17 protein-coding genes are annotated in these 17898 nt (G+C 73.1%); 12 read left to right on the top strand and 5 right to left on the bottom strand.

What is annotated here, in order from left to right:
- Nucleotides 1–280: 280 nt before the first annotated feature.
- The 6 genes from J7E94_RS27115 to J7E94_RS27090 all read left to right on the top strand — a co-directional run bounded on the left by J7E94_RS27115 (nt 281) and on the right by J7E94_RS27090 (nt 5819).
- Nucleotides 281–1246, top strand: a complete 966-nt coding sequence (locus J7E94_RS27115) for a Zn-ribbon domain-containing OB-fold protein (RefSeq protein ID WP_215019435.1) — start codon at nt 281–283, stop codon at nt 1244–1246.
- Complete coding sequence (locus J7E94_RS27110; RefSeq protein WP_215019434.1) at nt 1246–2313, top strand: thiolase domain-containing protein; 1068 nt, start codon at nt 1246–1248, stop codon at nt 2311–2313. The genes J7E94_RS27115 and J7E94_RS27110 overlap by 1 nt, the downstream gene beginning before the upstream one ends.
- Nucleotides 2310–3485 (top strand): thiolase domain-containing protein, encoded by a 1176-nt coding sequence (locus J7E94_RS27105; protein WP_215019433.1) that lies wholly within the window; start codon nt 2310–2312, stop codon nt 3483–3485. Before J7E94_RS27110 ends, J7E94_RS27105 begins: the two co-directional genes overlap by 4 nt.
- A 133-nt stretch (nt 3486–3618) precedes the next feature.
- Nucleotides 3619–3846, top strand: a complete 228-nt coding sequence (locus J7E94_RS27100) for a DUF397 domain-containing protein (protein ID WP_251057281.1) — start codon at nt 3619–3621, stop codon at nt 3844–3846.
- 596 nt (nt 3847–4442) lie between these two features.
- A complete protein-coding gene (locus J7E94_RS27095; protein ID WP_215019431.1) occupies nt 4443–5261 on the top strand; it encodes a maleylpyruvate isomerase family mycothiol-dependent enzyme in 819 nt (272 codons plus the stop codon).
- A gap of 57 nt (nt 5262–5318) precedes the next feature.
- Nucleotides 5319–5819 (top strand): hypothetical protein, encoded by a 501-nt coding sequence (locus J7E94_RS27090; RefSeq protein WP_215019430.1) that lies wholly within the window; start codon nt 5319–5321, stop codon nt 5817–5819.
- A gap of 15 nt (nt 5820–5834) precedes the next feature.
- On the opposite strand, the gene kstD is transcribed toward J7E94_RS27090, so the two are convergent.
- Both kstD and J7E94_RS27080 read right to left on the bottom strand, forming a co-directional pair.
- Nucleotides 5835–7628: a 3-oxosteroid 1-dehydrogenase gene (gene kstD, locus J7E94_RS27085; RefSeq protein ID WP_215019429.1), complete on the bottom strand. Its 1794-nt coding sequence runs from the start codon at nt 7626–7628 to the stop codon at nt 5835–5837.
- Between the two features lie 560 nt (nt 7629–8188).
- Nucleotides 8189–9316 carry an aminoglycoside phosphotransferase family protein gene (locus J7E94_RS27080; RefSeq protein ID WP_215019428.1) on the bottom strand — a complete coding sequence of 376 codons (1128 nt, stop codon included), beginning with the start codon at nt 9314–9316 and terminating at the stop codon, nt 8189–8191.
- A gap of 229 nt (nt 9317–9545) precedes the next feature.
- Between J7E94_RS27080 and J7E94_RS27075 the strand changes: the two genes are divergently transcribed.
- Nucleotides 9546–11039 (top strand): hypothetical protein, encoded by a 1494-nt coding sequence (locus tag J7E94_RS27075; protein ID WP_215019427.1) that lies wholly within the window; start codon nt 9546–9548, stop codon nt 11037–11039.
- A gap of 144 nt (nt 11040–11183) precedes the next feature.
- On the opposite strand, the gene J7E94_RS27070 is transcribed toward J7E94_RS27075, so the two are convergent.
- The 3 genes from J7E94_RS27070 to J7E94_RS27060 all read right to left on the bottom strand — a co-directional run bounded on the left by J7E94_RS27070 (nt 11184) and on the right by J7E94_RS27060 (nt 14330).
- On the bottom strand, nt 11184–12605 hold the full coding sequence (locus J7E94_RS27070) for a PP2C family protein-serine/threonine phosphatase (RefSeq protein ID WP_215019426.1): 1422 nt from the start codon (nt 12603–12605) through the stop codon (nt 11184–11186).
- Nucleotides 12606–12787: 182 nt separating this feature from the next.
- Nucleotides 12788–13036 (bottom strand): SCO4226 family nickel-binding protein, encoded by a 249-nt coding sequence (locus J7E94_RS27065; RefSeq protein WP_215019425.1) that lies wholly within the window; start codon nt 13034–13036, stop codon nt 12788–12790.
- Between the two features lie 445 nt (nt 13037–13481).
- A complete protein-coding gene (locus J7E94_RS27060; RefSeq protein WP_251057284.1) occupies nt 13482–14330 on the bottom strand; it encodes a helix-turn-helix domain-containing protein in 849 nt (282 codons plus the stop codon).
- A 998-nt stretch (nt 14331–15328) separates the two neighbouring features.
- Here J7E94_RS27060 and J7E94_RS27055 point away from each other — a divergent pair.
- The 5 genes from J7E94_RS27055 to J7E94_RS27035 all read left to right on the top strand — a co-directional run bounded on the left by J7E94_RS27055 (nt 15329) and on the right by J7E94_RS27035 (nt 17878).
- Nucleotides 15329–15574, top strand: coding sequence for a helix-turn-helix domain-containing protein (locus J7E94_RS27055; protein ID WP_215019423.1), 246 nt, complete (start codon nt 15329–15331; stop codon nt 15572–15574).
- A gap of 160 nt (nt 15575–15734) precedes the next feature.
- Complete coding sequence (locus J7E94_RS27050; protein ID WP_215019422.1) at nt 15735–16139, top strand: hypothetical protein; 405 nt, start codon at nt 15735–15737, stop codon at nt 16137–16139.
- Nucleotides 16136–16951 carry a transcriptional regulator gene (locus J7E94_RS27045; protein WP_251057280.1) on the top strand — a complete coding sequence of 272 codons (816 nt, stop codon included), beginning with the start codon at nt 16136–16138 and terminating at the stop codon, nt 16949–16951. The genes J7E94_RS27050 and J7E94_RS27045 overlap by 4 nt, the downstream gene beginning before the upstream one ends.
- A gap of 71 nt (nt 16952–17022) precedes the next feature.
- A complete protein-coding gene (locus J7E94_RS27040) occupies nt 17023–17442 on the top strand; it encodes a roadblock/LC7 domain-containing protein (protein ID WP_215019421.1) in 420 nt (139 codons plus the stop codon).
- Nucleotides 17443–17503: 61 nt separating this feature from the next.
- Complete coding sequence (locus J7E94_RS27035; protein ID WP_215019420.1) at nt 17504–17878, top strand: hypothetical protein; 375 nt, start codon at nt 17504–17506, stop codon at nt 17876–17878.
- Nucleotides 17879–17898 lie beyond the last annotated feature (20 nt).

Here is a 17898-nt window from a genome sequence, read left to right as displayed (position 1 = left end):
CTGTAGGTGTCCCGGCCGGGGTCGGGGTGCCGCGGCTGAGCTTGAAGATCTGGGGCACCCCCCAGACCCCGCGCCTCAAACGCCGGCGAGCTGGATTTGTCCCCGGCCGGGCTGGAAGTCCCCCCGGCCCGGGCTGGTTCGTGCCCCCAGGCTGAGCTTGAAGATCTGGGGCGCCGCCCCAGACCCCGCGCCTCAAACGCCGGCGAGCTGGATTTGCCCCCGGTGTGGGTGGGGAGTTGGAGCTGTTCGTTACCCCGAAGTGAGAATCGGAGAGTCGCCCATGACAGCCGCCGCGTCACCGCCAGAGGTGCTCCGTGCGCCTCTCGTCGTCGAGTTTCCCTTTACGCGGTCCCTGGGACCCGTTCAGTCCGCGTTCCTCACCGGGCTGCGCGAAGGTGTCGTGCTCGGGGTCAGGACCTCCGGCGGCAAAGTGATGGTTCCGCCCGTCGAGTACGACCCCGTCACCGCCGAGGAGATCCGCGAGCTCGTCGAGGTCGGCGCCACCGGCACCGTCACCACCTGGGCCTGGAACGGCCGGCCCCGCCCGAACCAGCCCCTGGGCACGCCGTTCGCCTGGGTGCTGGTCAGGCTCGACGGCGCCGACACCGCTCTGCTGCACGCCCTCGACGCCCCCGGCCCCGAGGCCGTGCGGACCGGGATGCGGGTGCGGGTGCGGTGGGCCGCCGAGCGGGCCGGGGCGATCACCGACATCGCCTGCTTCGAGCCGTACGAGGGAGCCGAAGCCGAAGCCGAAGCCGCCCCGCACGACGGGGTCTTCGCGGAGCCCGTCACCGGCATCGTCGCCCCGGCCCGCCTCGACTACACGTACAGCCCCGGCCGCGCCCAGACCGCCTACATCAACGCCCTCTCCGAGCAGAAGACCGTCGGCGAGCGCTGCCCCTCCTGCCACAAGGTGTACGTCCCGCCGCGCGGTGCCTGCCCCACCTGCGGGGTCGCCACCACCGACCAGGTCGAGGTCGGCCCGGCCGGTACGGTCACCACCTTCTGCATCGTCAACATCAAGGCCCGCAACCTCGACATCGAGGTCCCGTACGTCTACGCCCACATCGCCCTCGACGGCGCCGGCCTCGCCCTCCACGGCCGGATCGGCGGCATCCCGTACGACCAGGTCCGCATGGGCCTGCGCGTCGAACCCGTGTGGACCGAAGGCGGCCGCTACCCCGACCACTACCGCCCCACCGGCGAGCCGGACGCGGACTACGACGCGTACAAGGAGCTCATCTGATGCCCAGGACGAGCAGGCACGCACGCGACGTGGCCGTCGTCGCCTTCGCGCAGAGCGACCACCTGCGCCGCACCGACGAAGTCAGCGAAGTCGAGATGGTGATGCCGGTCCTCCACCAGGTGCTGGCCCAGACCGGCCTGAAGGCCGGCGAGATCGGCTTCACCTGCTCCGGCTCCAGCGACTACCTGGCCGGCCGCGCCTTCTCCTTCACCATGACCCTCGACGGAGTCGGCGCCTGGCCGCCCATCTCCGAGTCGCACGTCGAGATGGACGGCGCCTGGGCCCTCTACGAGGCCTGGGTCAAGATCCAGACCGGCGAGGCCGACACCGCGCTCGTCTACGCGTACGGGAAGTCCTCGCCGGGGCCGGTACGCGACGTGCTGACCCGCCAGCTCGACCCCTACTACCTCGCCCCCCTCTGGCCCGACTCCGTGGCCCTGGCCGCCCTCCAGGCCCAGGCCCTGATCGACGCCGGCGAGACGGACGAGCCCGCCCTGGCCGCCATCGGCGCCCGCAGCCGCGCCGCCGCCGAGGCCAACCCGCACGCGCAGCTGCGCGGTTCGGTGGCCCAGGGCGACTACCAGGTCCGCCCGCTGCGCACCGGGGACTGCCCGCCCATCGGCGACGGCGCGGCCGCGGTGATCCTCGCGGCCGGAGACACCGCGCGGCGGCTGTGCGAGCGCCCCGCCTGGATCACCGGCATCGACCACCGCATCGAGGCCCACAGCCTGGGCCTGCGCGACCTCACCGACTCGCCGTCCACGCGGACCGCCGCCGAGCACGCCGGGGTCTTCGAAGCCCCGGTGGACACGGCGGAACTGCACGCGCCCTTCTCCTCCCAGGAGGTCGTGCTCCGCAAGGCCCTCGGGCTCGGCGACGGCGTCACCGTCAACCCCTCCGGCGGAGCACTCGCCGCCAACCCGGTCATGGCCGCCGGCCTCATCCGGATCGGCGAGGCGGCCGCCCGCATCCACCGCGGCGAGTCCGACCGGGCCGTCGCCCACGCCACCTCCGGCCCCTGCCTCCAGCAGAACCTGGTCGCCGTCCTGGAAGGGGACCGAGCATGAGCACCTCGGGCAAGGAGCCGGTCGCCGTCGTCGGGATCGGCCAGACCAAGCACGTCGCCGCCCGCCACGACGTCTCCATCGCAGGCCTGGTGCGCGAGGCGGCGGCGCGCGCCCTCGCCGACGCCGAGCTGACCTGGGCGGACATCGACGCGGTCGTCATCGGCAAGGCCCCCGACTTCTTCGAGGGCGTGATGATGCCGGAGCTCTACCTGGCGGACGCGCTCGGGGCGGTCGGCAAGCCGATGCTGCGCGTGCACACGGCCGGTTCGGTCGGCGGGTCCACGGCGCTCGTCGCCGCCAACCTCGTCGCGGCGCGCGTCCACCGGACCGTCCTCACCCTCGCCTTCGAGAAGCAGTCCGAGTCGAATGCCATGTGGGGGCTCTCGCTCCCCGTTCCCTTCCAGCAGCCGCTGCTGGCGGGCGCGGGCGGATTCTTCGCCCCGCACGTGCGCGCGTACATGCGGCGCACCGGGGCGCCGGACACGGTGGGCTCGCTGGTGGCGTACAAGGACCGGCGCAACGCGCTGAAGAACCCGTACGCGCACCTCCACGAGCACGACATCACTTTGGAGAAGGTCCAGGCCTCGCCGATGCTGTGGGACCCGATCCGGTACTCCGAGACCTGCCCCTCCTCGGACGGGGCCTGCGCGATGGTCCTCACCGACCGGGAGGGCGCGGCCCGTTCGCCGAAGCCGTCGGCCTGGGTGCACGGCGGGGCGATGCGGAGCGAGCCGACGCTCTTCGCGGGCAAGGACTTCGTGTCGCCGCAGGCGGGCAAGGACTGCGCGGCCGACGTCTACCGGCAGGCCGGGATCACCGACCCGCGGCGGGAGATCGACGCGGTGGAGATGTACGTGCCGTTCTCCTGGTACGAGCCGATGTGGCTGGAGAACCTGGGCTTCGCGGAGGAGGGCGAGGGCTGGAAGCTCACCGAGGCCGGGGTGACCGAACTCGACGGGGACCTCCCCGTCAACCCGTCCGGCGGGGTGCTCTCCACCAACCCGATCGGCGCCTCCGGCATGATCCGCTTCGCGGAGGCGGCCCTCCAAGTCCGCGGCCAGGCCGGGGAACACCAGGTTCCGGGCGCCCGCCGGGCCATGGGGCACGCCTACGGCGGCGGCGCGCAGTTCTTCGCGATGTGGCTGATGGGGGCCGAACCTCCCGCCTCCTGACCACGATCGTGGGTCCGGCCGCGGGTGCCGGACCGGTCACAGGTGACTCACCGTGGCCTGTGCGGCACCCGCTGCGGTGGTTAACCTTGCCCCCGGATGACGTACCGGGAGGAGCACGCAGGTGGCAGAGAGCATGACTTCACAAACCCGCGCCGGCTGGGGCAAGCCGGACCTCGACCTCACCGAGGCGGACTGGCAGTCGAGCAGCCGGGGAGCGGGGGACGTCCAGATCGCCTTCGTCGAGGGCTTCATCGCCATGCGCAACGGTGACCGGCCGGAGAGCCCTTCGCTGATCTTCGCGCCGGACGAGTGGCGCAAGTTCGTGCTGAACGCGCGGGGCGGGGAGTTCGACCTCACGTAGTTCCCGCACGGGTACGCGGCGCACCACCGGGCGCGGGGCCGCCGCCCCGGTGGCTGCCGGCGCTGCGCCAGGGAACATCGTCATCCGGCTCGCCCAGGTCATCGCCCACAGCGACCGGCTCGCCGAGGCCTCGGACTCCCTCGCACGGGAGACCCCCCACCCAGGACGTCCGGCCCGGCTGCGCCTGCAGTCCGAGCAGTCATGTGGGACGCCTTCAACGCCGCCGGGACCGACTCCCGGACCACCGAGACCTTGCTGGGCCTCGGCGGCGGCCTGCCGTGCCGGTCGTCCTGGGAGGGCGGGCTCACGGAGAAGGAGCTCCGCGCAGCGCGGCGCGCGGCGGCCGGGCCGGCCGGGACGGCCCCGGCCTGGGCGGTCCCGGCCATGACTGGGTGCTGTCCTCGGCCTGCCGCAAGCTCGGGGCCGGCCTCTCGGGCTCCCGGCCGCCGTGGCGGCGTACGTGCCGTAGGCCGTCGGCGGGGACGTCGGCTCCTGTCGTTCACGCCGAACGTCGGCCGGGCCCGGAACGGGGGCGTGATCGGATTCACGGCGCACCGAGAGGGGAGGAACCGCGGGAGCGTGGGAAGGGTGATCCCATGGACCACACCGAGCGGATCAACCACCTCCGCGCCGAGGCGTCGGCCTTCGAGCAGGCCGTCCGCCGCGCCCTCGAACCGGGCCGGGCGGCGCCCCTGGTCCCCTCCTGCCCCGGCTGGTCGGTCTCCGACCTCATCGGGCACCTGGGGGGAGTGCAGCGCTACGTCGCCCACATCCTGCGGGAGCGCCTCACCCAGGCGCCGGACCCGAGCGATCTCTCCCTGTACGGGCTCCCGGCCGACCCGGACGTGCTCGCCGCCTGGCCGCGGCCCGAGCGGGCGCCGAACCGCGGGCCGGCGCCGGACGCGCTGACCGCCTGGTACGCCGAAGGCGCCCGGTCGCTGGCCGGGCTCTTCCGCGAGCTCGGCCCCGACGTGCCGGTGTGGTCCTGGTCGGCCGAGCAGAGCTCCGGCTTCTGGCTGCGGATGCAGACCATCGAGCTGGCCGTCCACCGCTGGGACGCGCAGTCAGCGACCGGCACACCCGGCCCCCTCGACCCGGCGCTGGCGGCCGACGCCGTGTCCCAGGCCGTCGAGGTGATGGCCCCGGCCCGCCACTCCCAGGAGGCGGCCCGGGCGGGCGCCGGCGAGCGGTACCGCTTCCGGCGTACGGACGGCCCCGAATCCTGGACGGTCCTCTTCTCCGGGGACGAGGTCGTGGCGGAGCCAGGCTCCGAAGTTCCGGCGGACATCGAGGCCGAAGGCTCCGCGTCGGACCTGGCGCTCTTCCTCTGTGGCCGGCGGCCGGCCACCGCCCTGCGGGTCCGCGGCGACGCCGGCCTGCTCCCGTACTACTTCACGCTCGTCCCACCGGTGTGACCACCCGGGAAGGGGACCCGGGGCCGGAAAACCCGTCCGGCCACGTACCATGGCGGCATGTCCTTCCTCCGCCGCCACCGCGCCGCCACACCCGCCGGCCCGGACTTCGACGTCCTGGCCATGGACCCGGGGGACTGGCCGGGCAATCTCGGGGCCGGGCTGCTGCCCGCGCCCGACGGGAGCTGCCAGGGCGTGTTCCTCCGCTACGACCTGTTCGGCGGACGCGGCCCCGCGATGATCATCGGCAACCTTCCCGAGGGCTCCCCCGCCAGGGACCTCTCCGACGGCCAGGTCCCCTTCGAGGTGGCCCAGCTCCTCGAAGCCCTGGAGAACGACGAGGAGGTCGAGGTCACCGGCGCCGAGGACTGCCCCGTCATGCAGGGCGACAACCTCCTCATCGTCCGGAAGATCAAGCTGTCGGAGTCCCGCATCTCCTGCGTGCAGTTCGACCGCAGCGACAACGTGCTGGTCACCATCGCCAGCTGGGACCGCCCGATCACCGATGACCTCTACGCCCTCCTGAAGCCGCTCCCCGCCGAGCTCTTCCAGCAGGGCTAGGACCGGTCCCGCGGCTCACGAGTCCGCGATGTCGTTCGCCGCCACGTAACCGAACGTCATCGCGGGGCCGATCGTCGATCCGGCCCCCGCGTAGCTGTGGCCCATCACCGCCGCGCTCGCGTTGCCCGCCGCGTACAGGCCCCGGATCACCGAGCCGTCCGCACGCAGCGCACGGGCCCGCGCGTCCGTCACGATGCCGCCCTTCGTCCCGAGGTCCCCCGGCACGATCTTGAAGGCGTAGAACGGCGGGGCCCAGACCGGCGCCAGACACGAGTTCGGCGTCACCCCGGGGTCCGTGTAGTAGTGGTCGTACGCCGTGTCGCCCCGGTGGAAGTCGGAGTCGGTCCCGTTCCACGCCTGCGTGTTGAACCGGCTCAGCGTCGTCCGCAGCGCGGCCGCCGGGACTCCGATCTGGCCGGCCAGCGCGTCCCAGGTCCACGCCTTCTTCGCCGCACCCGCCTCGTACCAGGAGTCGGGGAAGACGATCGTCGGCAGGATGTCCTTGAACAGGTACTTGTTGCGGTAGTTCTGATCCACGATCAGCCAGGCCGGGATGTGCGAGCCGACCGCGCCCCGGTCCTTCTCGTACATCACGTGCACCACATCGCTGTACGGCGCCGCCTCGTTGACGAACCGCGCGCCGTTCCCGTTCACGATCAGCCCGCCCGGCAGGGTCCGTTCGGCGAGGCAGAAGTACGGCTCCCCGGGCAGCGGGATCGACGGACCCCACCACGCGTCCTCCATCAGGGCCAGCGCCGCCCCGGCCCGCTGCCCCGCCCGGATCCCGTCGCCCGTGTTCTCCTTCGCGCCCACCGACCACTGGGTGCCGATCGGCTGCTGATGGTACTGGGCCCGCATCTCCGCGTTGTGCTCGAAGCCGCCCGAGCCGACGATCACCCCGCGCCGGGCCCGTACGGTGCCCTGTACGCCCTCCTTCTCCACCACGACCCCGGCGACCGCCCCGCCCTCCTGCACCAGGTCGACCAGCGGGCTGTTCAGCCACACCGGCACCCCGGCGCGCATCAGACCGGCCCGCAGCCCGGCCGCCAGGGCCTGGCCCATCGTCAGCGGCTTCTGCCCGAGCAGCGCCGCCTTCGTGCCGCGCGCCAGGCACTCGGTGGAGACGGCCAGGCCCTTGGCGTTCACCGCCGCGAGGTTCAGCCACTTGTAGTCCTGGCTGAAGACCACCATCCCGGCCGGGACGGGCATGTACGCCGGGTTCAGGCGGGCCAGTTCGGCGCCCAGGATGTTCCCGTCGATCTGGTCCGGCTCGATGGAGCGGCCGTTCGGCAGCCCGCCCGGCAGGTTGGGGTAGTAGTCGCTGTACCCCTCCATGAAGCGGAACCTGAGCGGGCTGTTGGCCGTCACGAAATCCAGCATCCGCGGCCCGTTGGCCAGGAACGCCGCCTGGCGGTCGGCCGGCACCTCGGACCCGACGACGGCCGCCAGGTACGCCGCCGCCTTCTGCGGGGTGTCCGGCACGCCCGCGCCCAGGATCACCGAGTTGTTGGGCAGCCAGATGCCGGCCCCCGAGCGCGCGGCGGATCCGCCGAAGGTGGGCGCCTTCTCCACCACCAGCACGCTCAGGGCCCGACGGGCGGCGGTGAGCGCCGCGGTCATCCCGGAGGCCCCGGAACCGACCACGACGACGTCGTACTCGCTGAGCGGGGCTCCCACTTGGGCGTCGGCGGCTCGCGCCGCGGCGGCCGGCAGCACGGTGGCGGCGAGCACCCCGGCGCCCGTCCCGGCGAGGACGGTACGTCTGGACGGGAGGGTGCCGGGGGAGGTGCGTGAAGCGCTTGCGGACATGGGCAGGCTCCAGCGGTGTGGGGAGGAGGCAAGTGGCTCCAGCACGTCTGATGCTGAGTCAGAAAAGGTGTTCGGGGGATCATGTGATGTCAAGGCATCCGGCGCCGCCGCCTCCAGTACGCCACCGTCACCACGCCCAGCAGCCGCTGTCCGCTCGGAGTGGTCGACGAAGAGCAGGCCGAGCCGCCAGACAGAAGACGGCAGGACGGTGAAGGGGATGGCGGCCGCCGCGAACCAGGCGTAGCGGGGGACTCCCGCGACCGGGGTGTGCGCGGCCTTCCAGGCGGCGCGTGCGCGACCGCCCGAGGGTCTGGACGCCCTCGTCTCGGCATGCACGGACACGGCTTCCTCCGGAGTGGCGGGCACTGCTTGCCCGGTCTGCTCCTAAGATCGCAGCCGCGCCGGCGCCCGCGGAACGCCCGCCGGGCGGATCCGGTTCCACCGTGCGGGGGAGGCGGGTCGGCCTCGCGGCGTACGAAGGCAACGTACGCACCCGCGTACGAGCGAAGTCCCGTGGCGGCGGGGGCCACGGGACTTCGCGTCAGGGGAGGCGGGACGCGTCAGCGGGTGCCGACCGCCGCGCGGATCGCCCCGCGGGCCATCCCGGCGTCGTCGTGCAGGCGGCGCAGCAGCAGCCGCTGCTCCTCTCCCGAGGAGAGGGCCCCGGCCTGCAGGGGCTGGGTCGGGGCGGTCGCCAGCATGGAGCGCTGGACGGCCGTCTCGGACATCCGGATCTCCCGGGTCAGCACCAGCATCAGGTTGATCAGGAAGGAGTCCCGTACCGCCGGACCGGCCGACTGGGCGAGCCGGCTGATCTGGCTGCGCGCCGCCGGGGCGTCGCCCAGGACAGTCCACAGGGTGGCCAGGTCGTAGCCGGGCAGGTACCAGCCCGCGTGCTCCCAGTCGAGCAGCACCGGCCCGGCCGGGGAGAGCAGCAGGTTCGACAGGAGCGCGTCACCGTGGTTGAACTGGAGCGCCGTGCCCGACAGCTTCACGCCGTGCAGCAGCTTCTGGAGGTCGCCGAGGTCCCGGTCGGTCAGCAGGCCCAGCTCGTAGTCACGGGCGATCCGCCGCGCGTAGTTCAGCGGGGTCCCGAAGAGCTCGGCCGGCGGACGCCACTGGTTGACCCGGCACACCGCGCCCAGGGCCGCCCGCAGGTCGACCCGCGGCGGGGCCTCCACCGGGTGCCGCTGGAGCGCCGCGACCCGGCCCGCCATCCGCTCGACGACCAGTACGCAGTTCTCCGGGTCGGCCGCGATGAGCCGGGGCACCCGGACGGGCGGGCGGTGCCGGACGAAGGTCCGGTACGCCGCTATTTCGTGCCGGTAGCGCTCGCGCCATTCCGGCGAGTGGTCCAGTAAAACCTTCGCGACGGCGGTCATCCGTCCCGTGGTCCCGACCAGGAGGACCGAGCGGCCGCTGCGCCGCAGCACCTGCACCGGTGCGAACTCGGGACAGATCCGCTGCACCGAGGCGAGCGCGGTGCGCAGTTGCGCCCCCTGGGGCCCCGAGAGGTCGATTCTTCCGCTGAGCGGCTGAGGACCGGTTCCCGGCATCCGCCGCGCCCGTACGGCGCCCGGTGCCGGAGCGGCGGCGGGGCAGCCGGGTTCGAGGTAGGGGCCCCCGCCAGCCGGGAGCGTGCGGTGCGGCCGGACCGGGGCGGACACGGAGGACGTTGATGCGTACATGGCGTTACGGATCCCTTCGTGCGCCGACGAGTTGCGTACGCCGCCCCGCCGATCCCGTACTTCACCCTGGGGAGTTCCGCCGGTGACCGGGTCGGGGAGGCGCATTCCTACCTGACACCCGGCCGTGGGTGGCGGACCACGGAGCGTGCCCTGGCGAAGCCTGGCGAATAGTCGCTGGGCATCTGACGCCGGGTTACTGTCAACTCAGCCGAGAACCTGGGGGCTTGACGTGAGCAAAGGTCCGAACACCCGCCTCAACGACCTGTTCGGCCTCGCCGGCTGGTCGAAGGGCGAGCTGGCGAGGATGGTCAACCGGCAGGCGGCGGCCATGGGCCACCACCAGCTGGCCACCGACACCTCGCGGGTGCGGCGCTGGATCGACATGGGGGAAGCCCCGCGCGAACCGGTGCCCACGGTACTGGCAGCACTGTTCACCGAGCGGCTCGGTCGTGTCGTGACCATCGAGGACCTCGGGTTCGTACGACAGCGGCGCGCATCCAAACGGCAGCCGGACGGGGCTCAGGAGAACCCCGACGGAATGCCCTGGGCGCCCGAACGCACAGCCGCGGTCCTCACCGAATTCACGGGAATGGACCTCATGCTCAACCGTCGCGGTCTGATGGGCGCGGGCGCCGTGCTCACCGCCGGCTCCGCCCTCAGCAACGCCATGTACGACTGGCTCCACACCGACCCCGCCCCCGCCAAGGAGGCGCAGCGCTTCGGGGACTTCTTCCAGGGCGACCCCGCGGCGTACGACCGCTACGAGGCGGCCCCGATCGGCTCCCAGGAGATCGAGGCGCTGGAGCGCTCGGTCGAGGTGTTCCGCGCCTGGGACGCCTCCAGAGGGGGCGGACTGCAGCGCAAGGCCGTCGTGGGCCAGCTCAACGAGGTGGGCGGAATGCTCGCCTACCACCACCCCGACCACCTCCAGCGCCGGCTGTGGGGGGTGGCGGCCAACCTCGCAGTGCTCGCGGGCTGGATGTCCCACGACGTGGGACTCGAACCCACCGCGCAGAAGTACTTCGTCATCGCGGCGCACGCGGCCCGCGAGGGCGGTGACCGGCCCCGCGCCGGCGAGGCGCTCTCCCGGGCGGCCCGCCAGATGGTGCACCTCGGCAAGCCGAACGAGGCCCTGGACCTGATGAAGCTGGCCAAGTCCGGCTCCGGCGACCAGACCCTCCCGCGCACCCGCGCCATGCTGCACACCATCGAGGCCTGGGCGCAGGCCGCGATGGGCAAGGGCCAGGCCATGCGGCGCACCCTGGGCGAGGCGGAGGAGCTCTTCGTCTCCGACAAGGGCGATGTCCCGCCGCCAAGTTGGATGCAGCACTTCGACGAGGCGGACCTGCACGGCATGCAGGCGCTCGCGTACCGCACCCTCGCCGACCATGACGCCACGGCGGCGCCGGTCGCCGCGCGCCACGCCAGGGAGGCCCTGCGGCTGCGCGGGGACGGCTACCAGCGCTCGCAGATCTTCGACTACATCTCCATGGCCTCGGCCTGCTTCATCGCCGACGACCCGGAACGGGCCGACCGCTACGCGCGCCTGGCCCTCGTGTCGATGAATGAGACCTCCTCGCACCGGACATGGGACCGGCTGCGCGAGATGTACCGGCTCACCGGCCAGTACGCCGGCTACGCGCGCATCGAGGACCTGCGCGAGGAGATCGAGCTGGCCCTGCCCGACAGCCCCGCGCCGCGGGTTCGGGGTACGGCCGTCTGACCCGGGAAGCACGAAGACGGGAAGCGGGAAGACGGGAAGCGCGAACAGGGGAAAGGCCGCGCCCAGTGGCGCGGCCCTTGGCCCCCGTCCGTTCGGCCTACGGCCTGTGATCGGCCTCCGGCCACCGTCCCGAGGGGCGCGACCTCAACCGCCGACCCGTGCGACCAGGACGCACGCGTCGTCCTCGCGCTCGCTCTCCCCGAACTCCTCGATCACCATCCGTACGCAGTCCTGCGCCGACCGCGCCGCCGAGAACCGCGGCGCCAGCGCCAGCAGCCGCTCGGTTCCGTCCGCCCGGCTGAACTCGATGCTGCGCGGCGTGAGTCCGTCCGTGTGCAGGACGAGTACGTCGCCCACCTCGAGCCGTTCCTCGGCCTGCCCGTACGAGGCGCCGGAGGTGGCGCCCAGCAGGACGCCCTCGGGCGGCAGCAGGGAGCGACCGGACCCGCGGCGGAACAACAGGGGCGCCGGATGTCCGGCCTGCGCCCAGGACAGGACCCGGCGCGCGGGATCGTAACGGCAGCACACGGCCGAGCCGAGCGCGGGCTGTACGGAGGTCTCCAGCAGCTGGTTGAGCCAGCCCATCAGCGGGCCCGGCTCGATGCCGGCCATGGCCATGCCGCGCAGGGCGCCGAGCATCATCGCCATCCCGGAGGTGGCGGTCACTCCGTGCCCGGTCAGGTCACCGACCGTCAGGAGCGAGCGTCCGTCGGGCAGTTCGAGTGCGTCGTACCAGTCGCCGCCGATCAGCGCGCTGGTGGCAGACGGCAGGTAGTGCGCGGCCACGTCCAGGGTGCCGGTACTGCTGTGCGGGAACCGCAGGGAGCCGCGCCACGGGGGGAGCACGGCTTCCTGCAGCTCGACCGCCAGCCGGTGTTCGGTCTGCGCGATCTCCCGCTGGCGCTGGAGCGAGTCCCGGGACTCGCGCACCGCCCGCTGGCTCCGGCGCAGTTCACTCACGTCCCGCAGTACGGCCCACATCGAGGCCGTGCAGCCGTCGGAGTCGAGTACCGGCTCGCCCCTCATGTGCAAGGTCCGGACCCGGCCGTCGGCCCGGACGATGCGGAACTCGCCGTCGATCGCCTTGCCGTCCACCAGGCAGGCGGTGACCCAGGCAGTGAGCAGCGGCTGGTCCTCGGAGAACAGCGTCGAGCCCAGTTCGTCGAGGGGGAGCGCGCCCGCCTCGGGGGACCGGCCGAAGATCTGGAACAGTTCGTCGGACCAGCTGACCTCGTCGGTCAGCAGGTTCCATTCGGCGCTGCCGACGCGCGTGTGCGCCTCGGGTCCGGCCTCGGGGGCCGCCTGCGGCAGCTCGAGGGTCTCGGGCGCGGGCGGCAGACCTTCCTTGAGCTGGCCCAGGTGCTCGCGGAGGTCGTCGAGGTGGTGCACGGCAAGATCGCACAGCGCGCGCTGCCAGCGGCCCTGGGCGTCGTCGTCGTCGACGACGGTGTCGCGGCGGACCGCGTCCACTTCTCCCCGCAGTCGGCGGGTCTGCGAGATCAGCGCGTCCACCGACCCTGGCTCTGGAGGCTGCGCGGGACGGTCCGCGAACAGATGGGACGGCATGAGAACTCCGATACAGGCGCGGCACGGCCAAGTCTGAAGGAAGGACCGGTTACGACTGTTGCACAGGCAGCAACGGCGTGTAAGGCGTTTGGCAACATCCGTAACGGGCTTGCTCATGGCATATGCCGCAGGCCTCCAGCCCCCCCTGCCGTGTGCGAATGAATCCGGTCAGCCGGCCATCCCTACACGCTGAGCGGCACCGGGTGAATCTCGTTCGCCGGGTGCCCGGTCCGCTCGTGGATGCGCTGGACCGCGTCAGCGGACGGGGCCGTCGACAGGCAGTAGACCGTGCCCGCCTCGGGATCGGCCCATGCCTTCTCGAAGTGCACGCCCTCCTCGGCCTCGATCGCCAGGTCTGCGCGGTGCGCGGCCATCAGCTGCTCGGACGTGATGCCTTTCATGCCCGTGTGGACATCCATGAAGGTGGCCATCTCGGTGCACCTCCTTCCCTCCCCTCCATCGTCCGCCCGCGGCCGGAAACCGGCCTTTCGGCGGGGCCGGATCGATCGTACGGACGAGGTGTGCGAGGCCCCCGGACCGCCGTACTCGTGTAAACACGGGATCAAGGCGGCGCCCGCGGTACCCCTCGAACGAAGGACCCCACCGGCCGGCGGATGCGGGCCGACGTCGGGAAGCGGCGGGTGCCCGTAGCCTGCGCATGGTGTGAATTCCCCGTCGTCTGACGGTATGTCCGCAATCCTGGCGGGGTCCCTCCCGGCTTCCCACCCCACCCCCGATCGCTACTCTACGTGTCGGTAAGGAGCCGGGGGAGGTCCGCGCGAGCACGGACCCGCGCAGGGACCTACGTGGTGGGGCACTGGTGGGAGCAGCCCCTGCACACCCAGAACGCGCTGCGGCTGAAGGCGCGGCTGCTGTTCACACCCGGGGTCGCGGTGATCGACGTGCCGTACCTGCTGGAGTCGGCGCGCCGGGAGGACCCGCAGTAGCGGGCTCCGCCGCGGCGTGCTGCACCACCGCCGCGTGCGCCAGCGTCAGCTCCACCACGTGCCGGGGGTCGGCGAGGGACCGGCCGGTGAGCTGCTCCAGGCGGCGCAGCCGGTTGGAGACGGTGTTGCGGTGGCAGTACAGCCGCTGGGCGGCCGACGTCGTGGAACCCCGGCAGGCCAGCCAGGTGCCCAGCGTGGTCAGCAGCAGCCGGCGGTCCTCCGCGGGCAGCGCCAGTACGGGCCCCAGCACCACCTTCCGCAGCCGGCCCGCGAGTTCGGCCTGGGCCGCGACCAGCGCCGCGGGCAGCCCTTCGTCGAGCAGCGCGGTGCGCGGGCCGCCGGACGCGGGGGCGGTGCGCAGTGCCAGGGCCGCCAGCCGGTGCGCCCGGGCCAGCTCGGCCGGCGCCTCCACGACCGGGCTGACCCCTGCCCGGACCCCGAGCGGCGCGAGCAGGTCCCGTACGGACTCCAGTGGATGGTGGCCCAGCTCGACCAGGCCGCTCTCCCCGCCGGCGCGGACCCGCCACAGCACGCGCGGCGCGCCGGTGGCCCCCGGCCTCTGTGCCGGGTGGGACGGACCGTCCGCGGCGGCCACCACGACCACCGCGAAGCGGCCCCGGGCGGGCAGGCCCAGCTGCGCCGCGGCCTCCGAGGCGGCGGGCCCGTCGCCGCCGGCCCCGTCCAGCAGGGCGTCGAGCAGGGCCGCGCGGCGCTCGCGGTCGCGGTCGGTGCGCGCTGCCTCCGTACGCCGGTAGGACTCGGACACCGCGTCCGCCATCTGGTCCAGTACGTCCCACAGTGCGGTCGCGACCGGGAGCAGCCGGGGCAGCGCGGCCCGGTCGTAGGAGGCCACGGCTTCGGTGAGGGTCTGCCAGAGCAGCTGCCCGCCGCGGCGGTAGGTGCGCAGCAGCGAGGCGAGCGGCAGCCCCTGCTCGGCCCGCAGGGCGCCGGTGGCCCGGGCGTCGGCGAGCTCCACGGGCAGGCCGCGGGAGCTGCGGATCAGGCCCTCGACGGCCTGGCGGAGGGTGTGGTGGATCCGCTCGCGCAGCTCGGCGCGGCCGAGCAGGGCTGCGTACGCGGGATCCTCGGTCAGCGTCCGGTCGGCGAGCCGGTCCGCCGCCACGGCGATCCGGCGGGACAGGTCCTCGCGTATCTCCTCGATGATCCGCTCCATGACGGGCAGCCTGACACGGGGGAGGGTGCGGTGGGGAGGGCCGGGACGGGCCGCGTCCGCCGGCGTGGGCGAAGCACTGCACGCGCAGGGCTCACCGCCGGTCCCCTCGCGGTGCCGGGCCTGATCATGGACGAGCTGACGGCGCCGGCCACGCTGGAGGGGTCTCGATCAGTTGAACAGCCGTGGCGTGTCCGCCCGGTACAGCACCGGCTCGTCCTTCGGCAGCCACCGCGGCGGGGGCCGCAGGACCGGCCATGATCCCCCTCCCTGCCGCGATCCCCCTGGATCCGCGGTCCGGGAAGCATAAGGGGCGGATATGGGGCCCTCGCACCTGGGTTGACGTGCTGCGATGCCGCTTTGCCTAGGGTGGGGTGGTTTGCAGGCGTCGGCCTGACTGCCGGACGCGCGGGGCCGGGCCCGCGCGAGACGCGTCTCACGTCGCCGGGATCCCGTCGCCGCCGCGGACACGCCTGGCGGTCGACGGCCGGACCGGGTCGGTGATCTTATGCTCGGGTTTACGCGCGTCGGCCGCGTTAGCGGGCGGTGAGCGACTTTGATGGGTTGGCCAGGCCTGGCCTCGTACCGGAGCAGGGGGACTACTCATGGGCGCCGACCACCACAGTCAGAAGGACAGCACACCCACGCTGATCGGTTCCGTGCAGCGCGCACTGCGCCTGGTGGAAGCGATGTACGCCGAAGGCGGGGCGACGGCCAAGCGGCTCGCCCGGCTCACCGGCATTCCGCTGCCCACCGTCTACCACCTGCTGCGCACCCTCAGCCACGAGGGCTACGTCCAGCACGAGGGCGGGTCGTTCCGGCTCGCGGACGATCTTCCGCTCGCTTCGTGATCAGAAGGCGACGGGTTCCGGCCAAGGTGTCGCGCGGTTCCGCGCATGTTCCAGCGGAAAATGCCAGAACGCCCTTCCGCTCTGTGGAAGTTGAGTAAGTTCCCTCCTGTCGCGCCGTACGACCGTGCACCCAGCACGTCCGGCCGGGAGGGGAGCCCGCGTGCCCGGGATCGACGAATGCCTGCTCGAAGCCATGGCCCTGCCTGGTGCGCGGGGGGCCGCGCTGGTCGACTGGAGCAGCGGACTGGCCCTCGGCACCGCCGGGGACTCGCCCGTCGGAGACCACGAGACCACCGCCGCCGAAACCGCCGAGCTGGCCCGTGCGGCCGCCGAGTACGAGTCCTTCGCCCCGGCGGACGACGCTCCCTTGGGAGGTGACGCCGCCGGCCTGCCCGTCGAGGACCTGATCGTCACCACCCGCACCGGCTACCACGTGCTCCGCTTCGTCGAGACGAGCTTCGACAGCAGCGTCTTCCTGCACCTCTGGCTCGACCGCGCCGACGGCAACCTCGCCCTCGCCCGCCACAAGCTCCGCGCCCTCGCCGAGGGGCTGGTGCTCAGATGACCACCCCGGCACCCCGCCAGGCCCCGGCCGCCGCCCCGGCCCCCACCGCCGCCTCCGCCGTCTCGCCCCTGCTCACCCGGCTCGCCGCCGAGCGCGCCACCGGCGCCCTGCTGCGCGACCGGGGCACCCTCTTCCTCGAGGACGGCCGCATCGTGCACGCCGAGAGCCCGGCCACCCCCGGCCTCGACGTCCTGCTCACCACCGGCGGCGCCCTCGCCCCCGAGCGCTGGCGCGAAGCCGTGGACCGGGCCGGCGCCCGCCGCCAGGTGGCCCGCTTCCTCGTGGACAGCGGCGGCCTCGCGGGCGGCGAGCTGGAGATCTGCCATCTCGCCGCGATCTTCGATGCCGCCTTCTTCGCCCTGTCCCCGGGCAGCGGGCCCTCCCGGTTCCGCCGCGGGGCCACCCACTGGATCGGCTCCGTCCGCTCGGTCCCGGCCGCCGCAGTGGAACGGGAGACCCGCCGCCGCCGGGAACTGCTCGACGCGGTCTGGCCGTACCCGCTGCTCGACACCGCCCCGGTGGTGCCCCGGCCCGCCGCGCCCGGCCAGACCGTCACCGCCCGGCAGCGGATCCTGCTGGGCCAGGCCGACGGCGTACGCACCCCGGCGGACCTCGCGTGGGTCCTGGGCCGGCCCGCCTTCCACACGCTGCTCGACGTACGGCGCCTGGCGGCGGCCGGACTGGTCGAGACCCCGCACACGCCGGCCCAGCCGCCGACCGCGGAACGCCTGCCCGACTGGATGACCGAGACCCAACCCCCGGACGTGGCGCTGCTCCGCCGGTTACGCGACGCACTGGAGGCAAGCCTGTGAGGCTCCCGCTGCGACCGGCCCTGCGCGCCGACCGCTCCGAGCGGAGGCAGCCCGAAAGGAGAAAGGCCGACATGAGCACGGTGCCCGCCGAGGCGGAGGCCGAGATACTCGCCGAGCTCCGCAGGCTGCGGGCCCGGGTACCCCAGCTCACCGGCGCCCTCGCCGCCAGCGCCGACGGCCTGGTGCTCGCCCAGGACAGCGCCGCCACCGAGGCCGAGACCGTCGCCGCGCTGACCGCGGCCGCCCTCGGGGTCGCCCAGCGGCTGAGCGACAGCACCGGTCAGGGCGGATTCCGGGAGCTGCTCGTGCGCGGCGAACTCGGATACGTGGCCACCTACGCCGCGGGCGAGGCGGCCGTCCTCACGCTGACGGCCGAGCCGCGCGTCAACGTGGGGCGCCTCCACCTGGAGGCCCGGCGCTCCAGCCTGCGCATAGCCGAACTCATCGACCACACCCTCGGGCGGCGGGGCGCCGTCGGCCCGCCCGCCTGAACCCCGTAGAGCCAAACCGGCAGGACCGACCCGAAGACGGAAACAGAAAGAGGAATCCCTCATGGCAAACGTCGAGACCGCCCTCAAGGAAGCCACCACGACCATCGACGGCGCGCTCGGTGCCGCCCTCGTCGACTACGGCAGCGGCATGGCCCTCGGAACCGTCGGCGGTGGCAAGGACCTCGACCTCGCCGTCGCGGCCGCCGGCAACACGGACGTGGTGCGCGCCAAGGTCCGCACGATGGAGATGCTCGGCCTCGCGGACGAGATCGAGGACATCCTGATCACGCTCGGAAGCCAGTACCACCTGATCCGTCTGCTGAAGGGCCGGGGTGCCTCGGGCTTCTTCCTCTACCTGGCTCTCGACAAGGGGCGGGCCAACCTCGCGATGGCCCGCCACCAGTTGAAGAAGATCGAGGCCGAGCTGGAGGTCTGACCGGGAATCGCCTGGGTGGC

It is taken from the genome of Streptomyces sp. ISL-94 (assembly GCF_018614075.1).
Taxonomy (GTDB): Bacteria; Actinomycetota; Actinomycetes; order Streptomycetales; family Streptomycetaceae; genus Streptomyces.
The sequence above is the reverse complement of the archived record's forward strand: the minus strand, read 5'-3'. Positions and strand labels throughout refer to the sequence as shown.